A 24295-nucleotide genomic window follows, 5' to 3' on the forward strand; every position below is an offset into this window, starting at 1 on the left:
CTAAAATATTTTACCGCAGCTTGGCATTATTTCTCCTACTTGTTTTTGAGTACATTTTTCCTAATCCCTTATTATGCCTTGTTATCCAGGTTTGATTTGCATTTTATCCCAGACGTTGATGAATGGGTATTGCTTTCCAAAACGCTATTAAATCCATCTTCTCCTATTAACTCTGCTGCCGAGAAGATTCCAGCAATACCTGGAGAGAGTTATATAACCTATTCTTACCTTGAATTGCTCCCTTATCTTTTAATGGCCGGGACAGTGATCTTCACATTGATTATTATTGTTCAGAATTATAGGCTAAATCAGCGTATTTTCAGAGCGTGCCGGTTAGCGGATGATAAAGAGATTTTGGAGACATTTGCAAAGTGCAAACAGGAATTAGGGATAGGAAAAGAGATACCGGTATACATTTCCGCTTATATAAACACACCATTTCTCAGTGGTATCCTCAAACCCCGTATTGTATTGCCGAACATCGAATTGCAAGCAGAAGAATTACGCTATGTTTTTCTTCATGAGCTGACCCACTGGAAGAGAAATTAATTTGTTGGAGGTAAATTCCTTGCAGAACTACCATAATTAGCTTTTATGCAAGAAAATTGAATATGCTGTTTCAAGAGATGTGAGGCTCTCAATTCAAAGGACAAGCAGTTGCTTTACCTGAAATATTACGAGGACAAGACCGATTATCAGCTTTCCCTCATATTCGGCGTGACGCAGCAGAGCATCACCGAACGGAAAAACCGGATTTTGAAAAAGCTGAAAAGTCGGTTTCAGATATGAACCACCACTTTCTATTTTATCCACGCTCCTCCTGCTTCCGTAAAGGCTAACCACTTTTACGGAAAGGAGGAAAGGCTATGCCGGAAATACTGGATTTAATCGAAGCCGCCCAGCAAGGAAATGAACGGGCAATGGAAAATCTAAGCGGGACGCCGAAGGCGCACTGACAGGCCGGGCCGGAACTGTTTACGATGTGTTCATTCGATACAAAACCGACGAGGGCTATAAGACCTACGGCAAACGGGGCTTTACCTCCAAAACCGAAGCTATCCAGCATGAAGCTGAAATGCAGGTGAAACACCGGCGGCCCGGCTACCAAGCCATAATGAAAGCGGAAAACAAGAATGGAAGTGCTTGCCCCTTATCACAAGGCGGTACACCAAAGCCACAAGGAACCTTCTCAGCCGGAGAAAAAACGGCGCGGCAGGCCACCGAAAAAGAACAGGGACATGGAACGGTAACACCATGAAAAGTGTTATCGTGTTGCAATATTGTTATCAAACCTTACAAAGCGACCCCGTAAAATCTTATGGGAAGAAGAAAACGGCGAAAAGCCTGATATATAAGGCTTTTCGCCATGTAGTTATAAAACCTTATACGGCTTTGTGAGGGCAAAAGGCTGCGGAAAGTAATTAAAAAATTAATATCCAAAATTAATCTGGTTTATCCGCATCCATTACCTACAACCCCATGCCCGCAGGACACAACCACCTTTTAAAAATAGGTGCGTGATTTTACATTTAGACACTTCGCTTTCCCGCAGAAACTAAAGCAGTACCCTGCGGTTAATATTTATTTGCACTTCGTTCATAATAAAGGTCGTAATCTGGAGTAGTTTTTCTTGTTAATTCCTAATCTATAAGTTTAAGACCGGTTTTACAGCGTTGTGCCAGATCCTGATATAGTTTAACCGAGATTAAATTGTATTGAACCATTTCTTCAGTAGTTTCCCGTATAGCTTTTGCCGGATTCCCCATTGCCAACTGCCAGGCAGGTATGGTACGTCTAGGGGGAAGAACGCTTCCGGCTGCCAGAAAGCTGCCTTCCTCTAAAACACAATGAGTGGAGACGATTGCTCCCATACCGATGACTACACTGTTATGCAGGGTGCAAGGGCCATGAACGATAGCAGCATGTCCAATCAGGACATCCGCTCCAATATCGGCAACAGTTTCCGGTTCGCTGTGCAGGACAGAATTCTCCTGAATATTGGAGCCGTTTCCTATAATAATAGTTCCATAATCTCCGCGTAAGATCGTTCCGGCACCCACATAGCAATGTTGTCCAATGCGGACGTCTCCAATGATGACCGCTTGGGGATGGATAAAGCTGGTCTCATCAATTTGTGGTCTCTTCCCTTCATACTCATACAATGGCATGTTTAATTACCCCCTTATGCTTGATTATAATACATTATATAAAATTGTAATATAATGTATATGATACCACTTCAAGCTTAAACTTGGGAGCTAACGATAAAAAAGTTTTTTCCTCCAACGTGTATGGCTTTGATTTTAATGATATTGTGGGTATAATTACGTTGAAGCCATAGAAAGGAATTTATTATGAATAACCGTGACTATCTGCTAAAGATAATGGATGAAGGGCAAAATATTAGGATTTTTTTAGCCAATACTACGAACCTGGTTGAAGAAGCGCACCAGCGTCATAATACTTCGGCAACTGCTTCCGCAGCTTTAGGGAGGGTGCTAACGGCTGCAGTTATGATGGGCAGTGATTTAAAGGGTCAGGAGGATATACTAACCCTGCGTATAAATGGCAACGGCCCAGCTGGGACTGTCTTGGCCACGGCTGATTCCCAGGGAGGGGTCAGGGGTTTGATTTCGGAACCGCAGGCAGATCTTCCCTCGCATGAAGGTAAACTGGCGGTAGGAGAGCTGATAGGCCAGGAGGGTTTTTTGGAAGTGATTAAAGATTTAGGACTTAAACAGCCCTTCGAAGGCAAAGTTCCGCTTCATAGTGGCGAAATTGCCGAGGATCTGGCCCATTATTATATGCTGTCAGAACAGATACCGGCTTTAGTATCCCTGGGGGTTTTGGTAGCCCCGGATCTACATATTAAAGCGGCCGGAGGCCTGATTGTGCAAGCCTTGCCGGGGGCCAAGGATGAGATTTTAGCTCAGGTTGAGGGGAATATTCTGCAGCTGGGAAATATCAGCCAGCTTATTAACGAGGCCAGCGATCTTGAGCATTTGGCAAAACAGATTATGCAAGGAATTTCTTATACCGTCTTGGCCCAACAGGAACTTGATTTTCGTTGCTCATGCTCCCGTGAAAAGTTAGGGGCGATTCTGTCCACTCTAGGTGAAGAAGAACTGAAAGATGCCGTTGACAAAGATGAGACTATTGAAGTGGTTTGCAACTTCTGCAAAGAAGCCTACCATTTCAGCCCCGGGGAAATAAAGGCCCTGGAAGTCCAAAAGCCTTAGATATAATATCCAAGGCTTAATTTATAAGGATTTATAAAGCTCTTTGAACTTTGCCGGAGCGCAAACAACGGGTACATACATTCATCTTGGTCGGTGTATTGTTTTGAATAACTCTTACCCTCTGAACATTGGGTTTCCACTGACGGTTGGTTCTTATATGGGAATGGCTGTATTTCTTACCAAAGGTAACGCCTTTTCCACAAATTTCACACTTAGCCACAAATTTGCCCCCTCTCTATTGCAGTTGCACTTAAACATTTTATCAAAAGCAAATAGAAAGGGCAAGAAGAAGGAATAAATATTGTACTGTAGAATTAAAATGGTGTTAGATTGGAGGGATTTAGGTTGTACAAAATCAAATCTAATGAAATAGGAGATATCACGGTTGATAAAGAGGTCGTGGAAACTATAGCTGGTTTAGCGGCTTTGGATTGCTACGGATTGGTAGGTATGGTAGCACATAATATTCAAAGCGGGATTACCAATATGCTGGGTATGGAATCAATCCGTAAAGGTGTGGAGGTTAAAAACAGCAGTGAAGGGCTAATCGTAGATGTTCATGTCGTAGTCGGCTATGGCATAAAAATATCGGAAGTAGCATCCAACGTTATCCAGAAAGTAACCTATGTACTGGAAAAGAGCGCAGGAATACCTGTGGCCGGCGTTAACGTCAATGTAAAAGGGGTCAAGGTGGTTAGAGACTTATTATAGGAGGATAAACGAGTTGAGTTTGCATAGTATTACCGGGAATGACCTGGTACGGTGTGTTAAAGCAGGTTGTATTAAACTTGAACATAACCGCGACCAGGTGGATGCCCTTAATGTATTCCCAGTGCCTGACGGCGATACAGGAACAAATATGTATTTGACCCTTTTGTCGGCTGTAAAAGAAGGCGAAAAACATAGTTCAGAACCTCTGGGCAAAGTGGCCAAAGCGATTTCCATGGGTTCTTTGATGGGGGCGCGGGGTAATTCGGGGGTTATTTTGTCCCAGATATTCAGAGGTATTGCCAAGGTATTGGAAGGAAAAGAAGAAGCCAATGCCCAGGATCTGGCACAGGCTTTGAAGGCCGGTTCCGATACTGCTTACAAAGCGGTCATGAAGCCGGTGGAGGGAACTATTTTAACAGTTATTCGTGAGATTGCCCGGGCCTGTGAAAAAGAGGCCGAGGTTGGCCGTGATATTATGGAAACATTGCTGGCAGGCTTGCAGGAAGGGCATAGAACCCTGGAAAAAACGCCTAATATGCTGCCGGTTTTGAAAGAAGCGGGTGTGGTGGATTCAGGCGGTCGGGGACTGCTTTATTTCCTGGAGGGTGCCATTGACGGTCTGGCCCAGGAAAAAGAAATCCAACTGGATACCTATATGGAAAAATTAACGATGAGCCCAGCGGGTTCAATTATTTCAGGTGATATAGACCTGGATTTCCAATACTGTACTGAGCTTTTAATCAAGGGCGAAAATCTTGATCCGGATGATGTTAAGGATCATCTTAAGCCCCTAGGTGATTCGATGCTGGTGGTAGGTGGGGATGAGATCCTTAAGGTGCATATTCATTCCAATCATCCGGGCAAGGTTTTGGAAACTGCCCTGCAATTTGGGCACTTAAGTGATATAAAAATTAACAATATGTTGGAAGAGGTGCACGAGAACCGGCATAATTTCGCTGCTGAAAAGCCTGATTACGCCAAAAAAATAGGTATAGTGGCAGTAGGAGCCGGTGATGGGGTTATCGGTATTTTAAGCAGCTTAGGTGTCGACATCGTGGTTCAGGGGGGACAAACCATGAACCCGAGTACCGAGGATATCTTGATTGCCTGTAACGAGGTTTCTGCTCCGGAGGTCATAGTTTTGCCAAACAATAAAAACATAATTATGGCTGCGCAGCAGGTTAAAGATATCTGCTCCAAAAAAATTAAGATCGTTGCTTCCCGTTCGGTGATGGAGGCAATTAGTGCCCTGATAGCGTACAATCCGGAAGGCGATTTGGAGGAGGTAGCCGCAGCCATGGCTGCGGAAATGCAAAAAACCAGTTATGCTGAGGTGACCCAGGCCGTTAAAGACTCTGCCATCAACGGTCTTAATATTGAGGAAGGCGATATTATCGGCATGGTCGACGGTAAGATCCGCTTAAAGGGTGTTACTGCCGATGATGTAGTTTTAGATCTGCTCAAGGAAATGGCAACCGAGGAGAGCGAATTGATCACTCTGCTTTATGGCAACGGCGTGGAAGAAGCTGCAGCCGAAGCCTTAAAAGATGAAATTTCCAGGTTATATCCGGATTGTGATGTGGAAATGCACTACGGGGGCCAACCCCATTACACCTACCTCCTGTCAGTGGAATAACTGCCAAGAGGATGACTTGTTGACAACTTGGGATATTGCATAGACAGGGGGCGGCCCCTGTCTATGTGTGTAGGTGAGGAATATGGATCGACTTTGGGAGGAAATCCAGTACGTTAAAGGTGTGGGACCGCAGAGAAGCCGGGATTTGCATAGGCTGGGAGTTGAAAATGTTTTCGACCTTTTGTGGCTGATTCCGCGCGCTTACTTTAACCGCTCCCGGATTGATCCTATTGCCAGTCTGCCTCTCGATGTACCAGTCAACATCCGGGGGCGGGTGATTAATACTTCCCAGAACAGAACCGGGCGCGGTTTCCATATATTTAAGGCAGCGGTTGAAGACCAAAGTGGAGTTATAGTAGCCACGTGGTTTAATCAGCCTTACCTGGGAAATGTAATCAAAACTGGTCAGGATATATTCCTTTCCGGCAAGGTTAAGGACAGCTACCGTATTAAGGAATTACACGTTAGCGAATACGAAATTATGGCCGGCGGCGACCTGGATATAAATGTGCTGCCGATCTATCCGCTTACCGGAAGCCTGAACCAAAAAATACTGCGCAAAACCCTGCATGGTGTGCTTGAGCAGTATCTGAGTCATTATCCGGAGCTGTTAAGGCCGCAGATCAGAAATCAATTGGGTTTTATAGGAATTGACCAGGCTTTCCAGAACATACATTTCCCGGAAAACACTGAGGCGTATCTTAAGGCCAAAAAGCGGCTTGCTTTTGAGGAGCTTCTGCTCTTTAGACTCTTATTAAACAAGGAAAAATCCTGGTTAGAACTTAACCAACAATATATCATTCATCAAGAAAAAACCGAATTGGTTAACCAGGTACGTCAAAAATTGGATTTTGCACTAACCTCGGCCCAGGAAAAAGTGTTGCTGGAGATATTTCGGGATATGGAGTCGGCTCAGGTGATGAACCGCTTGCTGCAGGGCGATGTGGGTTCGGGAAAAACAGTGGTGGCGGCATTGGCTATGGCCAAAGCGGTCGGCAGTGGCTACCAATCAACTCTGATGGCGCCCACCGAAATTCTGGCTGAACAGCATTATAATTATTTGCAGCGTTTTTTTGCCGAAACTGATATCGTCATCGCCAGGTTGACAGGAGGAATCAGTCCGGGTGAAAAAAAGTTGGTTTTGGAAGCCGTTTCTTCCGGGGAGATAAATATAGTAGTCGGGACTCATGCCCTTATTCAGGAGGAAGTTAAATTTAACAATTTAGGGTTGGTTATTATCGATGAACAACATCGATTTGGGGTGCGCCAACGGGCGTTACTAAGCCAAAAAGGTCAATCCCCGGATGTACTCGTCATGACCGCCACCCCCATACCACGAACCCTGGCTTTGACGGTGTATGGAGATTTGGATATTTCCATTATTAATGAAATGCCCCCCGGCCGAAAACCGGTAAAAACCCGCTATCTGCCGCGATCATACCGTCAGCGGGCGTATGATTTTGCGCGTCAGCAATTGATTGCCGGTGCACAAGTCTATGTTATTTGTCCGCTGGTGGAAGAATCAGAAAAACAGGATTTGCTGGATGCCGTTTCCCTGTATGAAGAATTATCCACCACGGTTTATCCGAATTTTAGAGTGGGCTTACTGCATGGACGTATGAAATCTACCGAAAAAGAGTATATCATGCAGGCATTTAAGGGTGGACAAATACAGGTTTTGGTTGCCACAACGGTCATTGAAGTAGGTGTGGACGTTTCCAATGCCACGGTAATCATCATTGAACATGCAGAACGTTTCGGCCTTTCGCAGTTGCACCAGTTGCGAGGGCGGGTAGGACGCGGTTTACGCCAATCATATTGCCTGCTCCTGGGAGAAGCTCGAACCAACGAAGCGATAAGGCGATTTAAAGCCATGGAGGATAGTAAAGATGGTTTTGAATTGGCCAATGAGGATCTTAATATCAGAGGGCCAGGTGATTTTTGGGGAGTAAAACAGCATGGACTGGATGAATTAAAGGTAGCCAGTTTAATAAGGGATGGAGATTTAATAGAACTAAGTGCCAAGGTAGCCCAAATGGTGGAGCCTGAGCTACTGGAAAGCAACCTCTTAAGCTCGTATATTGCAAATAAATTCAAAAAAAATCAGGAAATCGCCAGGAACTGAAATCTAAAGCACAATTTCAGATTTTTGTACCACTTAGAATAAAGTTTTTTAATAAAATTACTAAAATTATTTATCCTAATACTGCAAGCCTAAATGAGTTTGCAGTATTTTTTCGTTAATTAATAAAAGGAAAGGAGACAGGATATTGAAGAAGAAAGGCGCCCCAAACAGCCAAGGTAATAAGGTTATTGAAAAAATAAAATACGAAGTCGGTCAAGAAATGGGTATCAGTCCCAAAACAAAAAATAAAAAGTCTTGAAAATACTTCTAGCATATTCATTCTTCTCAGGGAAACAATAAGACTACACCAAGCAAGAAGGAGGTGAAAATAAATGGCAAGTAGAGGCAACCAGATATTAGTTCCTCAGGCAAAAGCTGCAATGGATTCCTTTAAATTTGAAGCTGCCCAGGAAGTAGGGGTTAACCTGAAACAGGGTTATAATGGTGATCTTACTTCTCGTCAGGCTGGAAGCATCGGCGGTCAAATGGTAAAGAAAATGGTTTATGATTACCAGGCTAAACAGGCTGGCGGTTCTGCCCAGAGTATGAACATGACTCAGGATCTGAACACCATTAAGCAGCAAAACCAAAGTTCCAAGTACTAACTGAAATAATAATCAATTACCAATAATAGACAAGCGAAAAATCGCTTGTCTATTTTTTAGGTCGCATAAAGCTCCAGCTGTTCACTCGATATTCCCGGGAAAAGCGATTGGGCAACACCCATAGCTATTATTCGGGACGTGTTTTCAATAATATCATCGATTTCTTTCGGTGTTACCTGTAAGCTGCCGCCAAAAAAGGAAAGCACTTCTTTTACAGAATTACTGGCTTGAGCGTCATTAAAAAAGGCCCCTTCTTCACGACAGTATCTTTGTACGGCCTGATGAGCAATTATTGCGGCATTAACAATGGTAGGACAGCCGATGGCAACAACTGGAATCCCCAGGGAATCTTCATTCAAAGCCTCCCGGGCGTTACCGATACCTGCCCCGGGCTGAATACCGGTGTTAGACATTTGGATGGTGTTGCCAATGCGTTCCACGTTCTGAGCCGCCAGGGCATCAACTACAACCAGCAAGGCCGGTTTTACATTATCAACGATGCCTTTGACTACTTCATAAGTTTCCAAGCCGGTTATCCCCAGAACGCCAGGTGCTATGGCGGATACAGGACGCATCCCTTCTACCAGGGCTTCAGGTGCATATTGAGCGTAATGACGGGTTATGGGACTGTACTCGATAAACTTGGGGCCTAATGCGTCAGCGGTAGCATGCCAGTTGCCTAATCCTATCAACAAAACCGTGTCCTGGGGGGATAGCCGCTTATTGAGTAAAATCTCCATGCTTTTAACGATTGCCTCGATAATCTCATCCTTGACATACGGATCATTGATTTTTAATGGGGGTGATTCGATGGTGACGTATGTTCCGATCGGTTTGCCCATGATCTGGACGGCCTGGGGATCTTTAATCGTAATAGTAGTTATTTTTATATGTTCCATTTGTTCTACCTGTTCTTCTACGCCCTGAATCTCCTGACCCGTATCTCCACGAACCAAATCACGCGCTTCCACAGCCAGATCAACATTAAGATTAAAATGTTTAATTAAATCATTCACAGGCTGACAACCTCCTTTAGGATATATTATCAGCAATATCCATGGATAATATTCCCGCCTGTTAAATCACTTCTCGATTTTCTTCCGCAGATGCAGATAGGGGGATATCAATTTGTTCATCTGTTAAATCCAAATTCAGCTTACTCCACCATTTACCATGTCTTTGCCGTACGTAATCAGCCGATATCCAGCCCGTAAACATACTGGCAACTAAAGGCCGGTTAGCTTTGATTAAAAAGGCACCCAGGTGAGCAATAATTGTCAGCAATAAAATAACCGTGAACAGGTTGTGAATCTGGGCGGTCCAGAAAACCACTTCCGGTGGTAAATAATTACCGGGCAGGTTTTTATATACCTTAATAATACCGGTAACGATTAAAACCAGTATGGATAGTGCGGTTACCACAAAAGCCAAGCGCTGCTCCGCCAAATATTTGTCGCTGTCAGGCTCTTCGGCCAGTCCTAATATTGCTGCAAATATCTGCATTGATTCTCGCAGATCGCCTTTTTTGGGGATGATGTCCCATTTTTTCGTTATGCTTAAGTAAGCCGCGTAATAAAACACTACAAAAATCAGCATGGCGGCTGCCCAATAGTGTATATGCAAGGTGATTAAAAAATCGCTGGACCAGCCCAATCCCGGCAACTGATCTACATAGTACCTTTTATAGATCGGCATTTGGCCAAAACCGCTGAAAAATAAAACCAATATAGACAAGGCCGTTACCCAGTGGGTAAAGCGTATGGCTAAATTATGACGCATTATTTTCATCGCTGTCATCTCCCTTCATGATCTGGTAAGCACTAAGTCCCGCCGCCATTAGCCCTGCCAGGGGAGCTATAACCATCCCTTGGGCAATCCCGGCCGGTTCATCCAGGGGGTTTTTAATATCTGTAGACATATGAATTTTGCCGGGTTTTTGATCCATATCCTGGGACATTATGGCTTTATTAATAGCATCAAAGGAAACTGTGGAAATATAATACGTCAGGGTGCCGCCGTTTTCGGTATCACCATATATATGGCCGTTATTTTTTTGTACCCACTGACGAGCATATCTTAGCATTTCTTCCTTAGGGCCAAATGTTATGGCTCCCCGGGGACAAGCACTGACACAGGCCGGTTCCCGGCCCGATTCCAGCAAGTCGTAGCACATATCGCATTTATACATTACACCGCCTCCCACATAATCGGGAGCCACCTTTCTATATAGGCCTACTCCGGCCTGCCGTTGCGGAATATGCCAGGGACATACATCTCGGCATTTGGCTCCTCCAAAACAGCCCTGGCTGTCTATAACCACTGGCCCGGCCGGAGTTTTGTCGTTTACCCCAAAGGGACACAAAGTAGAACAAGGCGGGTTTTCGCAATGCATACAACGGCGGGGAAGGTGTACCTTTTTTTTCTGCCCGTTATACTCTACTACCAGGTTTTGCACATAAGTCCAGTTATAAGGGGTAAGGCGATTAGTCAAGTTCTTTTGTTCAGACCAATCCTCATGCTTTTTTTGAGGCCAGTAATCAACGATGGGCTTTTCCGGGACAGGAAAATTATGCTCATTTTTAGACCGGCAGGCCAGGGTACATAAGGGGGTATCCAGATGAGTGCATCCATCACATTTATCAACATTTATAACGGTAGCCCATTCTGAATCAGCTGCAGATTGAGCCATAACCTGATTAGTTTTGGTTAGAACTGCTGCGGCTGCGACACCCGACAAGGCAGTTCTTTTTAAAAATGATCGGCGAGTAATCTCCAAACCGTTCTCCTCCTTCAAGAAAAATAGAATACGGGGGTAAGGTATATGATTATTTTATATTTCTATCCTGTTCTTGGCAACTATAATTTTTAAATAGGTTTTTGGGTGCTGCCGCAGGGGGTTAACTTAATAATAGAATTTAATAGACACAGATTAACACAGACTCTGCGGGCACTAACGGTTGCTATTAAAGCTGCTGTGTTAATCCGTCTGTTCTATGTTATCTGTCTCTATTGAAGGCGCGTTAATCCGTGAAAATCCGCGTGATCCGCGTCAATTCCTACTAAAACGCCGGAAAAATAAAATGGCGACTTGCGCCGCCATTTTGGGGAGAGGAGAATTTTGTAAAGTTGTTGGGGAGGGTTTGTTTACCAGGTTTTAACCTGGTACTTATATCATTGCCGATATTAGATATAATATACATTAATCAGAAAAAAAAATAATAGATTGGTTCAAAATTGTGACTTAAAAAGAAGGTAATTTAAGCCTAGAATCGAAATTGAAAAGGAGAAATGAATTTTGCGAGTTATTGCAGGATCAGCCCGGGGCAAAAGATTAAAGGCTCCGGCAGGCTTACATACCCGTCCAATAACTGATATGATCAAAGAGGCCTTGTTTAATGTATGGGGACAGGAAATAATTGAGGCCAGTGTATTGGATCTATTCGCCGGCAGCGGTAGTGTGGGTATAGAAGCCCTCAGTCGAGGGGCTGGTCGGGTAGTAATGGTTGACAATGATAAAAATGCTATCCAGGTTATCAAGGAAAACCTGGCTAACTGTGGTATTAACGTTGGCTTTGAAATATTTTTCAACGATGTATTCAAAGCGGTCGACCTATTAAACCGTCACCAGGAGAAATTCGATTTTATATATATCGATCCACCTTTTACAAACGATAAAATTTTTGCTCAGATTATGCAGTTATTAGGTGAAATAAAAGTTTTGGCCAGTGATGGCAGTTTGGTTATAAGAACGAAAAAACAAAAGGAAATGGCCGAAAGTTACGGTCATCTGTACAAATACCGCTCAAGAATTTACGGAGAATCATGTTTGCACTACTATACTTGGACAGAGGAGGATTCTAAGATATGATGGAAATTTATCGTATATTAGATGAACTGGAATTATTGCTCAAAGGCAGCCGGAAAATTCCTTTGACCGGTGGCAAATCCTTGGTGGAAACCAATCGTTTTCTCGATCGCTTGGATCGGATACGGGCAGTGCTCCCCGAAGAACTGGATACCGCCCGCTTAATTATGGCCGAAAAAGAGAGAATTGTAAACGAAGCCTGTGCCGAAGCCGATAAATATCTGGAACATTCCAAGGATCATGTTGCCCGTCTGGTGGATGATAATGAAATCACCAAAAATGCCATGAGTGTAGCTGAGGAAATTGTTGCCCGGGGTGAGGAACTTGCCCTGCAAATGCGCCAGGATGCCAATGAGTATGCCGATGGAGTATTGTCCCATATGGAAATTGTATTACGCAAAGGTCTGGAAACTATTGAGCAGGGGCGGGAAGAAATCAGACAGATTTTGGAAAAAGATGATGTGTAGCCGCGCGTATCGCTAAGAAGATTTGCTGGTTCGCAATGCAGCCGCTAACAGCATTAGCGCAAGAATAATGCCTGCTACGCCTATGGAGATTAACGAGAATGTCCAGGCATTGAAGGCATACAGTATTTTATAATAGGGAATAGAGTTAACCCCAAGACTGCCTATGCCATGGATTAAAGCAATTTTGTAGGCCAGCACGGTAATAAGACAGGATAAGACCACCTGGATCAAGCGGGATAATATATAAAATGATAAGCGTACGGGCATACCTGCCATGATGCTCATAATTTGGGCAATAATTGACAGACCACTAAAAGCCAGTATAGCACTAATGACGATTAAGACTGCCAGCATCTGGTGCTCCGTAATGCTGCTGACAGCAGTCTTGATCCCCAAAGTCATTTCCATGATACCCATACATAGACCGTATGCCTGAGGATAACCAAGGCCAAATGTTCCCAACAGTCTCATAACCGAGGCTGCCATTAAATCGATAACCCCCCCATTGGAAAGCATACGGGTCACTACGGAAAACACCACGATAAAACCACCTACCGCCATAACGTTGCCCAGACTGGATCTGACGGCATCCCCCAGCATTTTGCCTATACTCTCCGGCGGAGCTGGAGAATCTGGGGTTAAAGACCTATATGCTTGACTAAACCTTAACCCGAGTGGCATACCTTTATCTGGGCCTGGTTTTCCCCTGAATCTCCATAAAAACCCCACCATTAGATTGGAAATATAATGAGCCAGGGCTAATAAATATCCTGCGGCCGGATTGCCGAGCATACCTACGCCTACCGCTCCTAGAATAAAGAGGGGACTTGCATTGTTGGTAAATGAAAACAGGCGCTCGGCCTCTTCGCTGCTTAGCATATCCTGTTCATATAATTTCCTGGTCAGCACAGCTCCGACCGGGAATCCCGAAGTAAATCCCATGACCACTACCAGGGAACTGCATCCCGGCAATCTGAAAAGAGGACGCATTATGGGTTCCAACAAAACACCCAGAAAATGAACCAGACGTATTTTTACTAATAATTCTGCCACAATAAAAAAGGGGAAAAGTGCTGGAAGAACGGTCGCATACCATAAAATTATACCTTGTGAAGCGGCCTGTACTGTTGCCTCGGGGTTTATCAGCATAAAAAGTGACACCAAAAGTATTATAATGATAGTTAAGGGTATGGATAACCTGCCCGCCATACGATACTCCAATCCAGAAAATTCAATGAGGGCCATTGTCTTTCCTGTATGTATATGAAAGGGGTTGGGGTTCTTAGAACAAGGAGGTATGCGATTGCTTGAGCAGGATAAACCGGTTGTTGCCCTGGTTTTGGGGGCCGGGAGTGCCCGGGGGTTGGCTCATATTGGGGTGCTTCAGGTATTAGCGGAGGAAAAAATACCCCTTGATTTCATCGTAGGAAGCAGTATGGGAGCTATGGTAGGGGCTATTTATGGCAGCGGTGCGGATATCTATTTACTAGATAAGATGGCCGAATATTTAAATACCAGTAGTATGCTGGATGTTCAGGTACCGCACTATGGATTTATAGCCGGCAAAAGGATAAACGCATTTTTACAACTCTTAACCAAGAATAAAAACTTTGACCAATTAAATCCGCCGGTTTTAGTCGTAGCTACCGATCTGATTTCCGGAGAACGGATTGTATTTGACGAAGGTCCGGTAGCTGAAGCAGTAAGGGCGAGTATTTCTATCCCTGGTGTTTTTACCCCGGTACGCAAAGAGCAGATGGTGCTGGTGGATGGCGCGGTTATTGATCGGCTTCCGGTGGAAGTGGCCCAATCAAGAGGAGCCGATATCGTAATAGCTGTGGATGTGACTTTTGGCCCGGGGCGCAAGGTGGCTATTAATAATACCCTGGATGTTATCCTGACATCCCTGGATATTATGCAAAAATATCATTTTGACATGATCGGCTGTCAGGCTGATATTCTCATACAACCAGCCGTAGGACAATATGCTTCCCAGGATTTCGAATATGCTCGGGAAATAATTGACTTAGGGCGGAAGGCGGCTTTGGATAAAATCGCCTCTATACAAGAACTGCTTAAGGAACGTAAGGGTTAGCCGGGCAGCTCAAAATATAGGTGAAAATCTACGGGATTCGCACCGGTGAAGTGGTAAAATCCTGCCCTCCCCTTCGTTCTCGAGGGTTAGGGTAGAGCAGAGTGTAGATATCCGTGGATCTAATATCCAGATCCAGCATGGCCTGAGTTAACGGGTCACTTTTATCCTGATGTAGTTTTTTAACGTTACTGCCGCGATTTAATACCGGTAGATTAGTTTTGTCTTTTATTTCTTGCAGGATTTTTTGTCCCTGTGTCGAAAAGCCTAAGATATGTAAATAATTGGGGCCCAACTCATCAAATGCAGCTATCTGTCTGGCCTGTACGTCCAGCAATATGTAAAGGAGGGTGCGGTTGATACGGGCCAGGGAATAACGCTTTGACTTTATGTAGTGCTTTAGTTCTTCCAATGTACCATATAAATTTGCTCCCTGTAGGATGCGATTTTCCAGGCCTTCAGTAACTTCATAAATCTCTGCTAGTTCCTGAGCTGAGGAACAGCGTAGTTTTAGCAAGATGGATTGCTCCAGTGCATTCATACTTATTGGCGCGCGTCCTGCCAGAATTTCATGTTCCAGACGGTGCAGACTGGTAAGGGGCATCGTTTCCACCAAATATTCCCTGTCTGCCTTATCCAGCAGGCATGACCTTATAGCACTGGCACTGGCCAGCGGTCCCAGCTCGGTAGAATGATATCCTGTTCCTTGACGCATAATGGTTATTGGTTTGATTGCCGACTGCTCCTCAGCGAGTACATGCAGGTATTCCAGGGCCAGAATGTTGTTGGGCATAAGGAGCAGATGTTTTAATTTGGGATCCGGCAGGAGTGATTGCAGAGCCAGGGAGCGGGCACTCGCGAAACTGATTCCCGTTGCCAAGTGTTTTCTTAAGCATTCCTGATATGCCGGGCTCTCATCCACCAGGTAGTCAGCCAGATTCTGCAGTTCTTCCAGGTTGCCGCTTTCGCTGCCGAAGGCCAGGTGGCTTACCACCCCGGTACGCTGCAGCAATTGGATGGCACCCCGGGCAAAATAATAGGCACTGCGTACCGCAAAGCAAAAAGGCAGCTCAATCACCAGGTCGGCCCCAGCCTTAAGAGCCATTGCCGTTCGCGACCATTTGTTACATAGAGCCGCTTCACCCCGTTGCAGGAAATTACCGCTCATCACTATTACAGTGGCTGAAAAGTGTTCCTGCTGATGGGCTCGTTGTATAAGATGCAGATGTCCGTTATGAAAAGGGTTGAATTCGGCGATTATTCCCAGGACGGCCATAACAAGCTCCTTTATTGGTATTCTAATATCATAAGCGTATTTCGCAAAAATTACCACCTAATGCATTCATTTATGCAATACTTTATGTTAAAATCTAGCTGGAGAAATAACGTTAAAAGAACGGTTTATTAAATTAGGGAGGCTGAAGGATGAGTTTATTAGCAGAGATTAAAGAAAAAGCATCGCAAAAGGGTAAAACGGTGGTTCTTCCTGAGGGAACCGAAGAAAGAACCCTGATGGCCGTCAAGGAAATCGTTGACGCCAAAATAGCCCGCCCGATCCTATTAGGCAATGAGGGCGAAATAAAGGATCTGGCAGGAAAAGTAGGAGCCGATCTGTCCGGCGCAGAAATAATCGATCCGGTTAAAGCTCCTTTTTTTGATGACTTTGTACAGGCATTTTATGAAATGCGCAAAAGCAAAGGCGTTGATCTGGATAAGGCTAAAGCCGCCATGCTGGATCCACTCTTCTTTGCATCCATGATGGTACAAATGGGTAAAGCAGACGGTGAAGTAGCTGGCGCGGAAAACACCACCGGCAATGTTTTAAGACCTGCCCTGCAGATTATAAAAACAGCACCTGGTATTTCTGCTGTTTCCGGTTCATTTATTATGATCGTTCCTAACTGCGAATTCGGAGAACAAGGCATATTTGTATTTGCTGACTGTGCAGTTACCCCCATGCCTACGGCTGCTCAGCTAGCTGAGTTTGCAAAGACATCTTCTGAGACCGCTATTAAACTTTGCGGAATTAAGGAGCCCAAAGTTGGAATGCTGTCTTTCTCAACCAAAGGCAGTGCGAGTCATGAAGTCGTTGATAAAGTCGTTGAAGCAACCAATATTGCCAAAGAGAGATTCCCGGAACTGGCAGTAGATGGTGAGTTACAGGCAGATGCTGCGATGGTGCCCAAAGTTGGTTCTTCCAAAGCTCCCGGCAGCCTGGTGGCTGGTCAATGTAATGTCCTGGTATTCCCTGACTTACAAGCTGGTAATATTGGTTATAAACTGGTGCAAAGACTGGCCAAGGCAGAAGCGATTGGACCTATCCTCCAGGGCATGGCCAAACCTGTTAATGACCTGTCCAGAGGCTGCAGTGTAGAAGATATTGTAAATACTGTAGCCATGGTAGTTATGCAAGCCTAAGACGAAGTTCGTGAATTTTAATTATTTAAATAATAAGGAGGCATATAATTAATGAAGGTTTTAGTAGTTAACGCCGGGAGTTCATCAATTAAATACCAGGTATTTAACATGGAAGATGAATCCGTTCTGGCCAAAGGTTTAGTAGACAGAGTAGGCATACCTGGAACGACCCTGGAACACAAGCCCATCGGCAAAGACGAAGTAATTATAAAAAAGGATCTGCCTGATCATACGGCTGGCATGAAACTCGTATTGGAAGTTTTGACCAATAGCGAATACGGTGTAATTAAAAACATGGATGAAATATCTGCTGTAGGCCATCGGGTTGTTCATGGCGGTGAATCATTTGCTGAATCCGTAGTAATCGATGATAAGGTAAAAAAAGTCATCAGGGATTGTTTTGATATTGCACCTTTGCATAATCCCCCGAATCTTATGGGAATTGAAGCCTGCCAGGAATTAATGCCTAATGTGCCGCATGTGGCTGTCTTTGACACCGCTTTCCACCAGACCATGAAACCGGAAAATTATCTGTACGCTCTGCCCTATGATGCTTATGAAAAATTCAAAGTCCGCAGATATGGCTTCCATGGAACTTCTCATTTTTATGTAGCTCATCGGGCTGCCGAGATGTTGGGCAAAGCCTACGAAGATTGTAAGATCATTACCTGCCACCTGGGCAATGGCGGCAGCATGGCGGCTATCAAAGATGGTCAGGTTATCGATACCACCATGGGCTTTACCCCTTTGGAAGGACTGGTCATGGGTACCCGTTCTGGTGATATAGATCCGGCTATCGTTTGGTTCCTTATGGACAAGCTGGGCATGAATACCTCCGAAGCCAACAACTACTTTAACAAAAAATCAGGTATGTTAGGACTGTCCGGCGTTTCCAACGATCTGCGCGATGTTTTGGAAGCTGCCAATTCCGGCAACGAAAGAGCCAAAATCGCCCTGCAGGTATACTACAACAAGGTTAAAGGCTATATCGGCAACTATATAGCTAAATTAAACGGCTGTGACTGCATAATCTTTACTGCCGGGGTAGGCGAAAATGGTTATGACGTTCGTGAGGCCATCTGTTCCGACATGGATTATCTGGGTATTAAAATGGATGTTGAAAAGAACAAGGTCAGAGGCAAAGAAGTGGATGTCTCCGCTGCAGATTCCAAAGTTAGAATATTTGTAGTTCCGACCAATGAAGAACTGGTTATAGCCAGAGACACCAAGAGACTGGCTAATTAATCATAATTTAGAAATACAGATACTGTTTGCCAATTTTTAAGCGGGATGCAAATCCCGCTTTTATATTATTATCCAAATAATTGCTTCGCCAAAGTTTAATAGTTTTATGCTTAATCACACCTGTCCGGCAGGACAGCGCGGCATAAATGATAGCAGGAGGAATGAATCTGGTGGATTTACCAGCCCTGTATGAGAAAAGAGAATTACGATTATTTGAAGATAATAGTCTGCAAACTGTTATTGATACGGTGGTTATCGAAACCCATCTGACCATCCTGGTCAATGATAATGAATTTGCCACCTTGGTGTGTTCGCCGCAGGCTTATACGGAATTGGCGGTCGGCTATTTACTCAGTGAAGGTATTTTAGAAACCTATGAGGATCTGCGTTCTATAGACTGTGACCAGGAACAGCGTATAGTAAAAGTATATACTGCCCGACCGCTTGACTTACAGTCTAATCCAGGTTATCGCCAGATTAATAGCTGTGCGGGCCGCGGCCAGTCAGGTTTGCAGATAGACAGCCAGGGTCTTGGGGCGGTCTTCTCCCAGGAAACATTTACCCCTGAGCAGCTTCTGGGTATGTTGCAACTATTGGAAAAGCGGGGAGAAGTTTTCCGACTAACCGGTGGGACGCATAGTGCGGCCCTGGGATGTGGGGGGGATCTTTTGATTTCTTATGAGGATATTGGCCGCCATAATGCGGTTGACAAGGTGCTCGGGGCAGCTTTTTTGCAACAGATTGGGTTTAATGACAAATGTCTGGTTTTAAGCGGGAGGGTTGCCTCCGAAATACTTCTAAAGGCCGCCCGTCAACATATACCCCTGGTCTTGTCCCGGTCTGCAGCGACCAGTTTAACCGTTGAACTGGCCCAAAGTATGGGTATTACCGTAGTGGGATTTGCGCGGGGCACACGTTTTAATATATATTCTTGTCCAGGTAGGATAAAGTTTAATTATTAGCAAACCCTCTGCCCAGGACTTGAATTCCTTTTTTAAAAGCTACTTTTTGGCGGTATGGATCGTTTCTTTGCTGACCGCCAGTATTATTTAATGCCAGCCTCTGTCAAGAAGCTCTCAAAATCCTCTGCCTGATAAAGCTGATGGGCAGCCAGCATAAGTTTGGGGGCATGGGTAGTACGCAAATATTTGGGGTTAAGATCATTTATTCTGACGCGATCCAAACCATCGGCATCCTTAAAGATATGAAAAAGACGGATAGTATCATCGGTCGATTCCAGTTCGTATTTGTCTAGTTGTTTAATAGCGCTTATATCAGCAACCGCATGGTTTTCAATAATGAATCTAAGGTTTTCGGCTCTGGCTTCTTCAATCGGGTTAAGTAGTTTTTTGTCAAGCATTTTGCGGTAGCTGGCCAGGCCGTGTTTTGTATCATAACCATCCGTTTTACGTCCTATATCATGATAGATAGCAGCCTGGCATAATAAGCGGGTATCCATCTGGGAGCACTGCTCAAGATAGGCGAGCATCAAAACTAACAACAAAACCCTTTTACTATGACTGAGGGCGTGAATACCGCGCGGGTTGTGAAACCAATCCGGTTTTATCTGGCGGGCATACAGCTCATATTGCCGGGTAATTCCCGCCGAATGCATCTGGGGAATAAACTCGTTAATTTTTATTAAATCCAGTTTTTCAATATGCTTAACCTGGTAAGGATCTACAAGGGCCTGATTATTAAGCCTGTCATCTACAAAGCTATGGATATACTCCGACTGCACCCGACCTTGATAAATATCTCCGACCGGTTTATTTTTTAATGCATTCTTAACTGCCGTATTTATATCTGTATGCCAGGTATTTACTTTATGGGGGGTCAATTGACCCGCAGCCTGACTGACAAAGACCGCAACATACCCTTTTTCATCGGCTAACGGCACACCGGCCTTGGCCCCCTTGTATTTACCTGCCTTTTTTTTGAATTCCGCCGGGAACACTTTAGAAGCCAGCTCATTCGTTTTTAACAGGTATTCATAGAGAGGGTATTTGTCAGTGTCGGCTATAAAATCGAATACCTCCATAAAAGCATTCGGTGCCAGTTTGGGATTGATCAGGGTTATAAATAATTTAAAATCTCTTTGGGCAACTGCAGCATTCAAACCGTTTTCGATAAGATTGATCTGTTCTTTGAGTTCGGCCGGATTATGGGGGATTCCTTGCAATTCCAGAAAAATGAAATTTTTATAATAACAATAAGGACAGGTGGCGTTCAACGGATTATAATATAAATCATCTGCTGACAGATCTGCCGCCTCGATAGAGGCTTTTATCGGCTGCCAGAAAAAATCATCGGGCCGCACTGGGCTTGATTCCAGCTTACTAATAGGTATAAGCGAATTCCTTAAGATGAAGTCATCAGAGAATTGAATGTCCAAAATACTCACTCCTGCCTGGCCTTGATCCTTGATTATATTGTATTCGGTACCCGCTAATCTTATCCTGCCCTTTAATAGGGGTATATTCAACCAATATTTTAACATAATAGTGTTTTTTATATTAGGCAAGTCGTTTATTGACAATAATAAGACGGTAAGACTATAATTAATCTGGTGTTTTTATGAGGTGTTAAATATGAAGATTAACCTAGCAAGGCTAAAATTTCGGCCCCAGGAGAGTGAAACATTTTTTTTGCATGCTCCCGGGCCAAATGAGATCCTCCAGGATCTGGGGGGGAAGTTTCTTGATCAGGTTACGGTTGAACTGGTAGTAGAGAATACCGGACGATTATTTTTAGCACATGGTAAGGTTCAAACCCGGGTTCAACTGCAGTGTTCACGTTGCTTAAAAGAATGCAGCTACCCTATCTTTACTGATATTGAAATGGAACTGGTAAGAAGCACAAGCACCGCAGCCGAAAATATTAGCGAAGATGAAGATTGCGTTTTTTTTACCGGTGATATAGCTGACATATCAGCTCCGGTATACGAAGCCATTTACTTAGCTATTCCCATAATCCCTTTATGTAAGGAAAATTGCCAGGGACTATGCTCGATCTGTGGAATCGATAAAAACACGGGGGATTGTACCTGTGTCAATGAAGATATTGATCCCAGATGGGAAAAACTCAAGAATTTATAGCCGGAAGGAGGTATAAAGATGGGCGTTCCCAAAAGAAGACATTCACATTCCCGGACGAATAAACGCCGCTCCGAGTGGAGAAAGATAGATGCACCGGGCCTGGTTCAGTGTCCGCAGTGCCACGAGTTAAAAATGCCTCATCATGCATGCTTGAATTGTGGTTACTACAAAGGCAAAAATGTCATAGCAAAATAACTGAAATATCAGAAACCGACAAAAAGTAAGCGACAGCCTACCGGCTAGGAACTTACTTTTTGTTTTTATTAAAACTTTTGCCAACATAGTGCTGGAGGGGTTAATATTAATAGTGCCGTAAGGGTGATTTACTCAGTTTAATTAAACCCGGATTTACATTGAATTATCTTTAATTAACAATACGCTAACTGCGCATCAACGTATATATTCAAAAATCAAGATCATTGTGGGGGAGATTTAGCCCCAATACCGTAGCGGATGCTTTAGCTTCCGCTGGAAAACCCATTATCAGATATGTATTAGAACATACTATTTGCGATCATTTGCCCCGGTAGCCGTAGCTTTAGCTTTCCCATCTGTATCAAGCTATTAAAGTTGCGGCTTGCGGCCATGGGGGGTAATTTAGAAAAATGACCCTAAGCTATGATGAAATCTATTAATAATAAAAAAAATTTGCCTTTTGAGATTATTAAAGATACCCTTTACTAAAGATATATGAGGAGGATAGACGATGAGATTAGCCATTGACGTAATGGGCGGTGATTATGCACCACGGGAAATAGTTGCCGGTGCTTTGCAGTGGGCTGAACAATCAGAGGACACGCTCCTGCTGGTAGGCAATGAATATCTAATTAAAGAAGAACTCCAATTATACCAGTATCCGACCGAACGGTTGGAGATTATACCGGCTTCCCAGGTGGTGGAGATGAATGAATCGCCGGCTTCTGCCCTGCGCAAAAAGAAAGACGCCTCTATTATTGTCGCTACCCGTTTGATCCAAGCAGGTCAGGCTGATGCCGTTGTATCCTGTGGGAGCACCGGCGCCCAGTTGGCTGCTGCGATCTTTATACTAGGCCGCCTGGAGGGCATTGACCGTCCTCCGATTGTGGCCTCTATACCGAACCAGGCAGGAAGCTACTCCCTGGTCGTTGATGTCGGTGCCAATGTGGACTGCAAGGCAACGCAGTTGTTGCAGTTTGCTTTATTGGGTAAAGCTTATGCATCTATTGTGATGCAGCTTGGCAACCCCCGGATAGGCCTTTTGAATAATGGAGAGGAGGAAGGCAAAGGCAATAGTTTGGCTATTGAAGCATACAAATTATTAAAGGATCAAAAGGATCTTAATTTTGTGGGCAATATCGAGGGTAGAGACCTGTTTGCTGATAAATGCGATGTTATTGTCTGTGATGGTTTTATTGGCAATATCGTTCTTAAAAACATGGAAGGGCTGGCAGCCCTGGTAGCTCAGGCCTGTATTGCAGAACTGGGCAGGCTGCCGGCATTTTTCGAACGGTTTGATTATACCCGGGTGGGCGGTGCGCCTCTTTTGGGCGTGAACGGTGTCAGTATCGTTTGTCACGGCAGTTCCAAAAGGGAAGCAGTATTTAATGGTATCAAAACTGCGACTGAATGTGTTAAAAAGGATATAATTAACCAGCAAAAAATAGTACTTCAAACGACTGTATAATATAATCGTATTAGAATCTAAGGAGGTTGTGGCAATGCAGGAGTTTTTTGAAATTGTCAGAAAAATACTAGCTGAACAATTAAGCCGGGATGAATCTGAGATTACGATGGAGAGTACCTTTGAGGAGCTGGAGGCCGATTCCATAGATATAGTGGAAATGATTATGGCCCTGGAAGATATTTATAACTTAGAATTCCCGGAAGACGACCTGGAGGATTATTCGAATCTGGGAGATCTGGTCAAAGCCCTATATGAATATTTGCAACAGGTGCAAAAATGAAAACCAGGAGTGTAATTAAAAAGTTTCTTCTCAATCAGGATATTTCCTACGAAGATGAAGAAATAATGGAGATGGCCTTGATTCATCCGTCTTATGCCCAGGAACAAAACAATCATCATAACAACCAGCGTTTGGAGTTTCTGGGTGATGCGATTTTGGACTTCATCGTGGCCGAATACCTATATAATCATTACCCGGATAAAGCTGAGGGCGACCTGACCCAGATTCGGGCCCGGGTGGTTTGCGAGAAATCACTGGCCGAAGCGGCCGGACGGATTAATCTGGGCCAGTATATACTATTGGGCCGGGGAGAGGAAATGTCAGGCGGACGCCAGAGAAAATCGATTTTGGCTGATACGATGGAAGCTATAATAGGAGCCATATATCTGGATCAGGGAATTGAAGCCGTGCGCATTTTTATACTAAAACACCTGGAAAAAACGATTAAGGCAACAGCGGAGGGAGATTATCAGGATTATAAATCCCGTCTGCAGGAGATTGTTCAGGCCCGCAGCCGTGATAATGTCTATTATCAAATCATCGATGAGGACGGGCCGGCACATGCCAAAGTGTTTGTGGCCGGGGTTTTCCATAATAACAGACTATTAGCCAGCGGACAGGGCAAGAGCAAAAAAGAAGCCGAGCAGAATGCGGCTGAAAAAGTTTTCAAAGATCCTGGTATATTGGATGAACTGCTATAAAAGCGCGACCCTAAAGACGGTATAATCGGCTGGAATAGTGGTTTTTTTAGAAAAAACAGGTTATGTGATGCGTTTTAAACCTTGAAAATGCGGTTGATTAAACAACCCGGACGGTGCTTTTTCCTGTTGGGGATATAAGGCGAAAGAACG

Annotated in this window: 27 protein-coding genes; 19 read left to right on the forward strand and 8 right to left on the reverse strand. The window is 44.2% G+C overall.

Going from position 1 to position 24295, the window contains the following annotated elements:
• The 3 genes from AAV90_RS12640 to AAV90_RS12645 form a co-directional block, all read left to right on the forward strand.
• Nucleotides 1–549, forward strand: a 549-nt coding sequence (locus AAV90_RS12640; RefSeq protein WP_046499774.1) for a M56 family metallopeptidase, incomplete at its 5' end; no start/stop codon positions are given.
• A 108-nt stretch (nucleotides 550–657) separates the two neighbouring features.
• Nucleotides 658–789: a hypothetical protein gene (locus tag AAV90_RS15750; RefSeq protein ID WP_423229779.1), complete on the forward strand. Its 132-nt coding sequence runs from the start codon at nucleotides 658–660 to the stop codon at nucleotides 787–789.
• 193 nt (nucleotides 790–982) lie between these two features.
• Nucleotides 983–1258 (forward strand): Arm DNA-binding domain-containing protein, encoded by a 276-nt coding sequence (locus AAV90_RS12645; protein ID WP_046499776.1) that lies wholly within the window; start codon nucleotides 983–985, stop codon nucleotides 1256–1258.
• A gap of 382 nt (nucleotides 1259–1640) precedes the next feature.
• Here the strand turns inward: AAV90_RS12645 and AAV90_RS12650 are convergent, their stop codons facing one another.
• Nucleotides 1641–2168 carry a gamma carbonic anhydrase family protein gene (locus tag AAV90_RS12650; RefSeq protein WP_046499777.1) on the reverse strand — a complete coding sequence of 176 codons (528 nt, stop codon included), beginning with the start codon at nucleotides 2166–2168 and terminating at the stop codon, nucleotides 1641–1643.
• Nucleotides 2169–2354: 186 nt separating this feature from the next.
• Here AAV90_RS12650 and hslO point away from each other — a divergent pair, with 186 nt between their 5' ends.
• Entirely contained in the window at nucleotides 2355–3239 is an 885-nt protein-coding gene (hslO, locus tag AAV90_RS12655; protein ID WP_046499779.1) for an Hsp33 family molecular chaperone HslO, read from the forward strand.
• A gap of 31 nt (nucleotides 3240–3270) precedes the next feature.
• Here the strand turns inward: hslO and rpmB are convergent, their stop codons facing one another.
• Nucleotides 3271–3459 carry a 50S ribosomal protein L28 gene (gene rpmB, locus AAV90_RS12660; RefSeq protein ID WP_046499781.1) on the reverse strand — a complete coding sequence of 63 codons (189 nt, stop codon included), beginning with the start codon at nucleotides 3457–3459 and terminating at the stop codon, nucleotides 3271–3273.
• A gap of 125 nt (nucleotides 3460–3584) precedes the next feature.
• Between rpmB and AAV90_RS12665 the strand changes: the two genes are divergently transcribed.
• The 4 genes from AAV90_RS12665 (at nucleotide 3585) to AAV90_RS12680 (ending at nucleotide 8316) form a co-directional block, all read left to right on the forward strand.
• The gene (locus AAV90_RS12665; protein ID WP_046499782.1) at nucleotides 3585–3950 is read left to right on the forward strand and encodes an Asp23/Gls24 family envelope stress response protein; all 366 of its coding nucleotides are present in this window, start codon (nucleotides 3585–3587) and stop codon (nucleotides 3948–3950) included.
• Nucleotides 3951–3963: 13 nt separating this feature from the next.
• Nucleotides 3964–5586: a DAK2 domain-containing protein gene (locus AAV90_RS12670; protein ID WP_052729784.1), complete on the forward strand. Its 1623-nt coding sequence runs from the start codon at nucleotides 3964–3966 to the stop codon at nucleotides 5584–5586.
• 82 nt (nucleotides 5587–5668) lie between these two features.
• Nucleotides 5669–7711, forward strand: coding sequence for an ATP-dependent DNA helicase RecG (gene recG / locus AAV90_RS12675; protein WP_046499786.1), 2043 nt, complete (start codon nucleotides 5669–5671; stop codon nucleotides 7709–7711).
• Nucleotides 7712–8043: 332 nt separating this feature from the next.
• A complete protein-coding gene (locus AAV90_RS12680; RefSeq protein ID WP_084691599.1) occupies nucleotides 8044–8316 on the forward strand; it encodes an alpha/beta-type small acid-soluble spore protein in 273 nt (90 codons plus the stop codon).
• 56 nt (nucleotides 8317–8372) lie between these two features.
• Here the strand turns inward: AAV90_RS12680 and gpr are convergent, their stop codons facing one another.
• From gpr to AAV90_RS12695, 3 genes are all read right to left on the reverse strand, one after another.
• Entirely contained in the window at nucleotides 8373–9332 is a 960-nt protein-coding gene (gpr, locus tag AAV90_RS12685; protein WP_046499787.1) for a GPR endopeptidase, read from the reverse strand.
• Between the two features lie 61 nt (nucleotides 9333–9393).
• Entirely contained in the window at nucleotides 9394–10104 is a 711-nt protein-coding gene (locus AAV90_RS12690; RefSeq protein ID WP_242847565.1) for a formate dehydrogenase subunit gamma, read from the reverse strand.
• Complete coding sequence (locus AAV90_RS12695; RefSeq protein WP_046499791.1) at nucleotides 10085–11092, reverse strand: 4Fe-4S dicluster domain-containing protein; 1008 nt, start codon at nucleotides 11090–11092, stop codon at nucleotides 10085–10087. Before AAV90_RS12695 ends, AAV90_RS12690 begins: the two co-directional genes overlap by 20 nt.
• Nucleotides 11093–11611: 519 nt before the next feature.
• Here AAV90_RS12695 and rsmD point away from each other — a divergent pair.
• Both rsmD and AAV90_RS12705 read left to right on the forward strand, forming a co-directional pair.
• Entirely contained in the window at nucleotides 11612–12184 is a 573-nt protein-coding gene (gene rsmD / locus AAV90_RS12700; RefSeq protein ID WP_052729785.1) for a 16S rRNA (guanine(966)-N(2))-methyltransferase RsmD, read from the forward strand.
• Nucleotides 12181–12648 (forward strand): hypothetical protein, encoded by a 468-nt coding sequence (locus AAV90_RS12705; protein WP_052729786.1) that lies wholly within the window; start codon nucleotides 12181–12183, stop codon nucleotides 12646–12648. Before rsmD ends, AAV90_RS12705 begins: the two co-directional genes overlap by 4 nt.
• A gap of 12 nt (nucleotides 12649–12660) precedes the next feature.
• Here the strand turns inward: AAV90_RS12705 and ylbJ are convergent, their stop codons facing one another.
• Complete coding sequence (ylbJ, locus tag AAV90_RS12710; RefSeq protein ID WP_052729787.1) at nucleotides 12661–13893, reverse strand: sporulation integral membrane protein YlbJ; 1233 nt, start codon at nucleotides 13891–13893, stop codon at nucleotides 12661–12663.
• Between the two features lie 58 nt (nucleotides 13894–13951).
• Between ylbJ and AAV90_RS12715 the strand changes: the two genes are divergently transcribed.
• The gene (locus tag AAV90_RS12715) at nucleotides 13952–14743 is read left to right on the forward strand and encodes a patatin-like phospholipase family protein (protein ID WP_242847566.1); all 792 of its coding nucleotides are present in this window, start codon (nucleotides 13952–13954) and stop codon (nucleotides 14741–14743) included.
• 28 nt (nucleotides 14744–14771) lie between these two features.
• Here AAV90_RS12715 and AAV90_RS12720 read toward each other — a convergent pair whose 3' ends face one another.
• Nucleotides 14772–16073, reverse strand: coding sequence for a nucleotidyltransferase (locus AAV90_RS12720; RefSeq protein WP_207642071.1), 1302 nt, complete (start codon nucleotides 16071–16073; stop codon nucleotides 14772–14774).
• A 92-nt stretch (nucleotides 16074–16165) separates the two neighbouring features.
• Between AAV90_RS12720 and pta the strand changes: the two genes are divergently transcribed.
• The 3 genes from pta (at nucleotide 16166) to fdhD (ending at nucleotide 19365) form a co-directional block, all read left to right on the forward strand.
• A complete protein-coding gene (gene pta / locus AAV90_RS12725) occupies nucleotides 16166–17158 on the forward strand; it encodes a phosphate acetyltransferase (RefSeq protein WP_046499800.1) in 993 nt (330 codons plus the stop codon).
• A gap of 51 nt (nucleotides 17159–17209) precedes the next feature.
• A complete protein-coding gene (locus tag AAV90_RS12730; protein ID WP_046499802.1) occupies nucleotides 17210–18403 on the forward strand; it encodes an acetate/propionate family kinase in 1194 nt (397 codons plus the stop codon).
• A 170-nt stretch (nucleotides 18404–18573) separates the two neighbouring features.
• Nucleotides 18574–19365: a formate dehydrogenase accessory sulfurtransferase FdhD gene (fdhD, locus tag AAV90_RS12735; protein WP_242847567.1), complete on the forward strand. Its 792-nt coding sequence runs from the start codon at nucleotides 18574–18576 to the stop codon at nucleotides 19363–19365.
• An 83-nt stretch (nucleotides 19366–19448) separates the two neighbouring features.
• On the opposite strand, the gene AAV90_RS12740 is transcribed toward fdhD, so the two are convergent.
• Nucleotides 19449–20798 carry a hypothetical protein gene (locus AAV90_RS12740; RefSeq protein ID WP_046499804.1) on the reverse strand — a complete coding sequence of 450 codons (1350 nt, stop codon included), beginning with the start codon at nucleotides 20796–20798 and terminating at the stop codon, nucleotides 19449–19451.
• A gap of 196 nt (nucleotides 20799–20994) precedes the next feature.
• On the opposite strand from AAV90_RS12740, the gene AAV90_RS14230 reads away from it, so the two are divergent.
• The 5 genes from AAV90_RS14230 to rnc all read left to right on the forward strand — a co-directional run bounded on the left by AAV90_RS14230 (nucleotide 20995) and on the right by rnc (nucleotide 24145).
• A complete protein-coding gene (locus AAV90_RS14230) occupies nucleotides 20995–21501 on the forward strand; it encodes a YceD family protein (protein ID WP_052729789.1) in 507 nt (168 codons plus the stop codon).
• Nucleotides 21502–21519: 18 nt separating this feature from the next.
• Entirely contained in the window at nucleotides 21520–21696 is a 177-nt protein-coding gene (gene rpmF / locus AAV90_RS14555) for a 50S ribosomal protein L32 (RefSeq protein WP_076982659.1), read from the forward strand.
• Nucleotides 21697–22207: 511 nt separating this feature from the next.
• Nucleotides 22208–23164 carry a phosphate acyltransferase PlsX gene (gene plsX / locus AAV90_RS12750; RefSeq protein ID WP_046499806.1) on the forward strand — a complete coding sequence of 319 codons (957 nt, stop codon included), beginning with the start codon at nucleotides 22208–22210 and terminating at the stop codon, nucleotides 23162–23164.
• A 34-nt stretch (nucleotides 23165–23198) separates the two neighbouring features.
• Nucleotides 23199–23444, forward strand: a complete 246-nt coding sequence (locus tag AAV90_RS12755) for an acyl carrier protein (protein WP_046499807.1) — start codon at nucleotides 23199–23201, stop codon at nucleotides 23442–23444.
• The gene (gene rnc / locus AAV90_RS12760) at nucleotides 23441–24145 is read left to right on the forward strand and encodes a ribonuclease III (RefSeq protein WP_046499809.1); all 705 of its coding nucleotides are present in this window, start codon (nucleotides 23441–23443) and stop codon (nucleotides 24143–24145) included. The genes AAV90_RS12755 and rnc overlap by 4 nt, the downstream gene beginning before the upstream one ends.
• Nucleotides 24146–24295: the final 150 nt, after the last annotated feature.

This window comes from Syntrophomonas zehnderi OL-4, assembly GCF_000983115.1.
GTDB classification, from domain to species: Bacteria; Bacillota; Syntrophomonadia; order Syntrophomonadales; family Syntrophomonadaceae; genus Syntrophomonas_B; species Syntrophomonas_B zehnderi.

Coding starts and splice junctions, on each gene's coding strand:
- rpmF (WP_076982659.1), top strand. CDS start 21,520: ATGGGCGTTCCCAAAAGAAGACATTCACATTCCCGGACGAATAAACGC.
- recG (WP_046499786.1), top strand. CDS start 5,669: ATGGATCGACTTTGGGAGGAAATCCAGTACGTTAAAGGTGTGGGACCG.
- AAV90_RS12680 (WP_084691599.1), top strand. CDS start 8,044: ATGGCAAGTAGAGGCAACCAGATATTAGTTCCTCAGGCAAAAGCTGCA.
- rnc (WP_046499809.1), top strand. CDS start 23,441: ATGAAAACCAGGAGTGTAATTAAAAAGTTTCTTCTCAATCAGGATATT.
- ylbJ (WP_052729787.1), bottom strand. CDS start 13,893: ATGGCCCTCATTGAATTTTCTGGATTGGAGTATCGTATGGCGGGCAGG.
- AAV90_RS12650 (WP_046499777.1), bottom strand. CDS start 2,168: ATGCCATTGTATGAGTATGAAGGGAAGAGACCACAAATTGATGAGACC.
- plsX (WP_046499806.1), top strand. CDS start 22,208: ATGAGATTAGCCATTGACGTAATGGGCGGTGATTATGCACCACGGGAA.
- AAV90_RS14230 (WP_052729789.1), top strand. CDS start 20,995: ATGAAGATTAACCTAGCAAGGCTAAAATTTCGGCCCCAGGAGAGTGAA.
- AAV90_RS12690 (WP_242847565.1), bottom strand. CDS start 10,104: ATGAAAATAATGCGTCATAATTTAGCCATACGCTTTACCCACTGGGTA.
- AAV90_RS12705 (WP_052729786.1), top strand. CDS start 12,181: ATGATGGAAATTTATCGTATATTAGATGAACTGGAATTATTGCTCAAA.
- AAV90_RS12755 (WP_046499807.1), top strand. CDS start 23,199: ATGCAGGAGTTTTTTGAAATTGTCAGAAAAATACTAGCTGAACAATTA.
- pta (WP_046499800.1), top strand. CDS start 16,166: ATGAGTTTATTAGCAGAGATTAAAGAAAAAGCATCGCAAAAGGGTAAA.
- hslO (WP_046499779.1), top strand. CDS start 2,355: ATGAATAACCGTGACTATCTGCTAAAGATAATGGATGAAGGGCAAAAT.
- AAV90_RS12730 (WP_046499802.1), top strand. CDS start 17,210: ATGAAGGTTTTAGTAGTTAACGCCGGGAGTTCATCAATTAAATACCAG.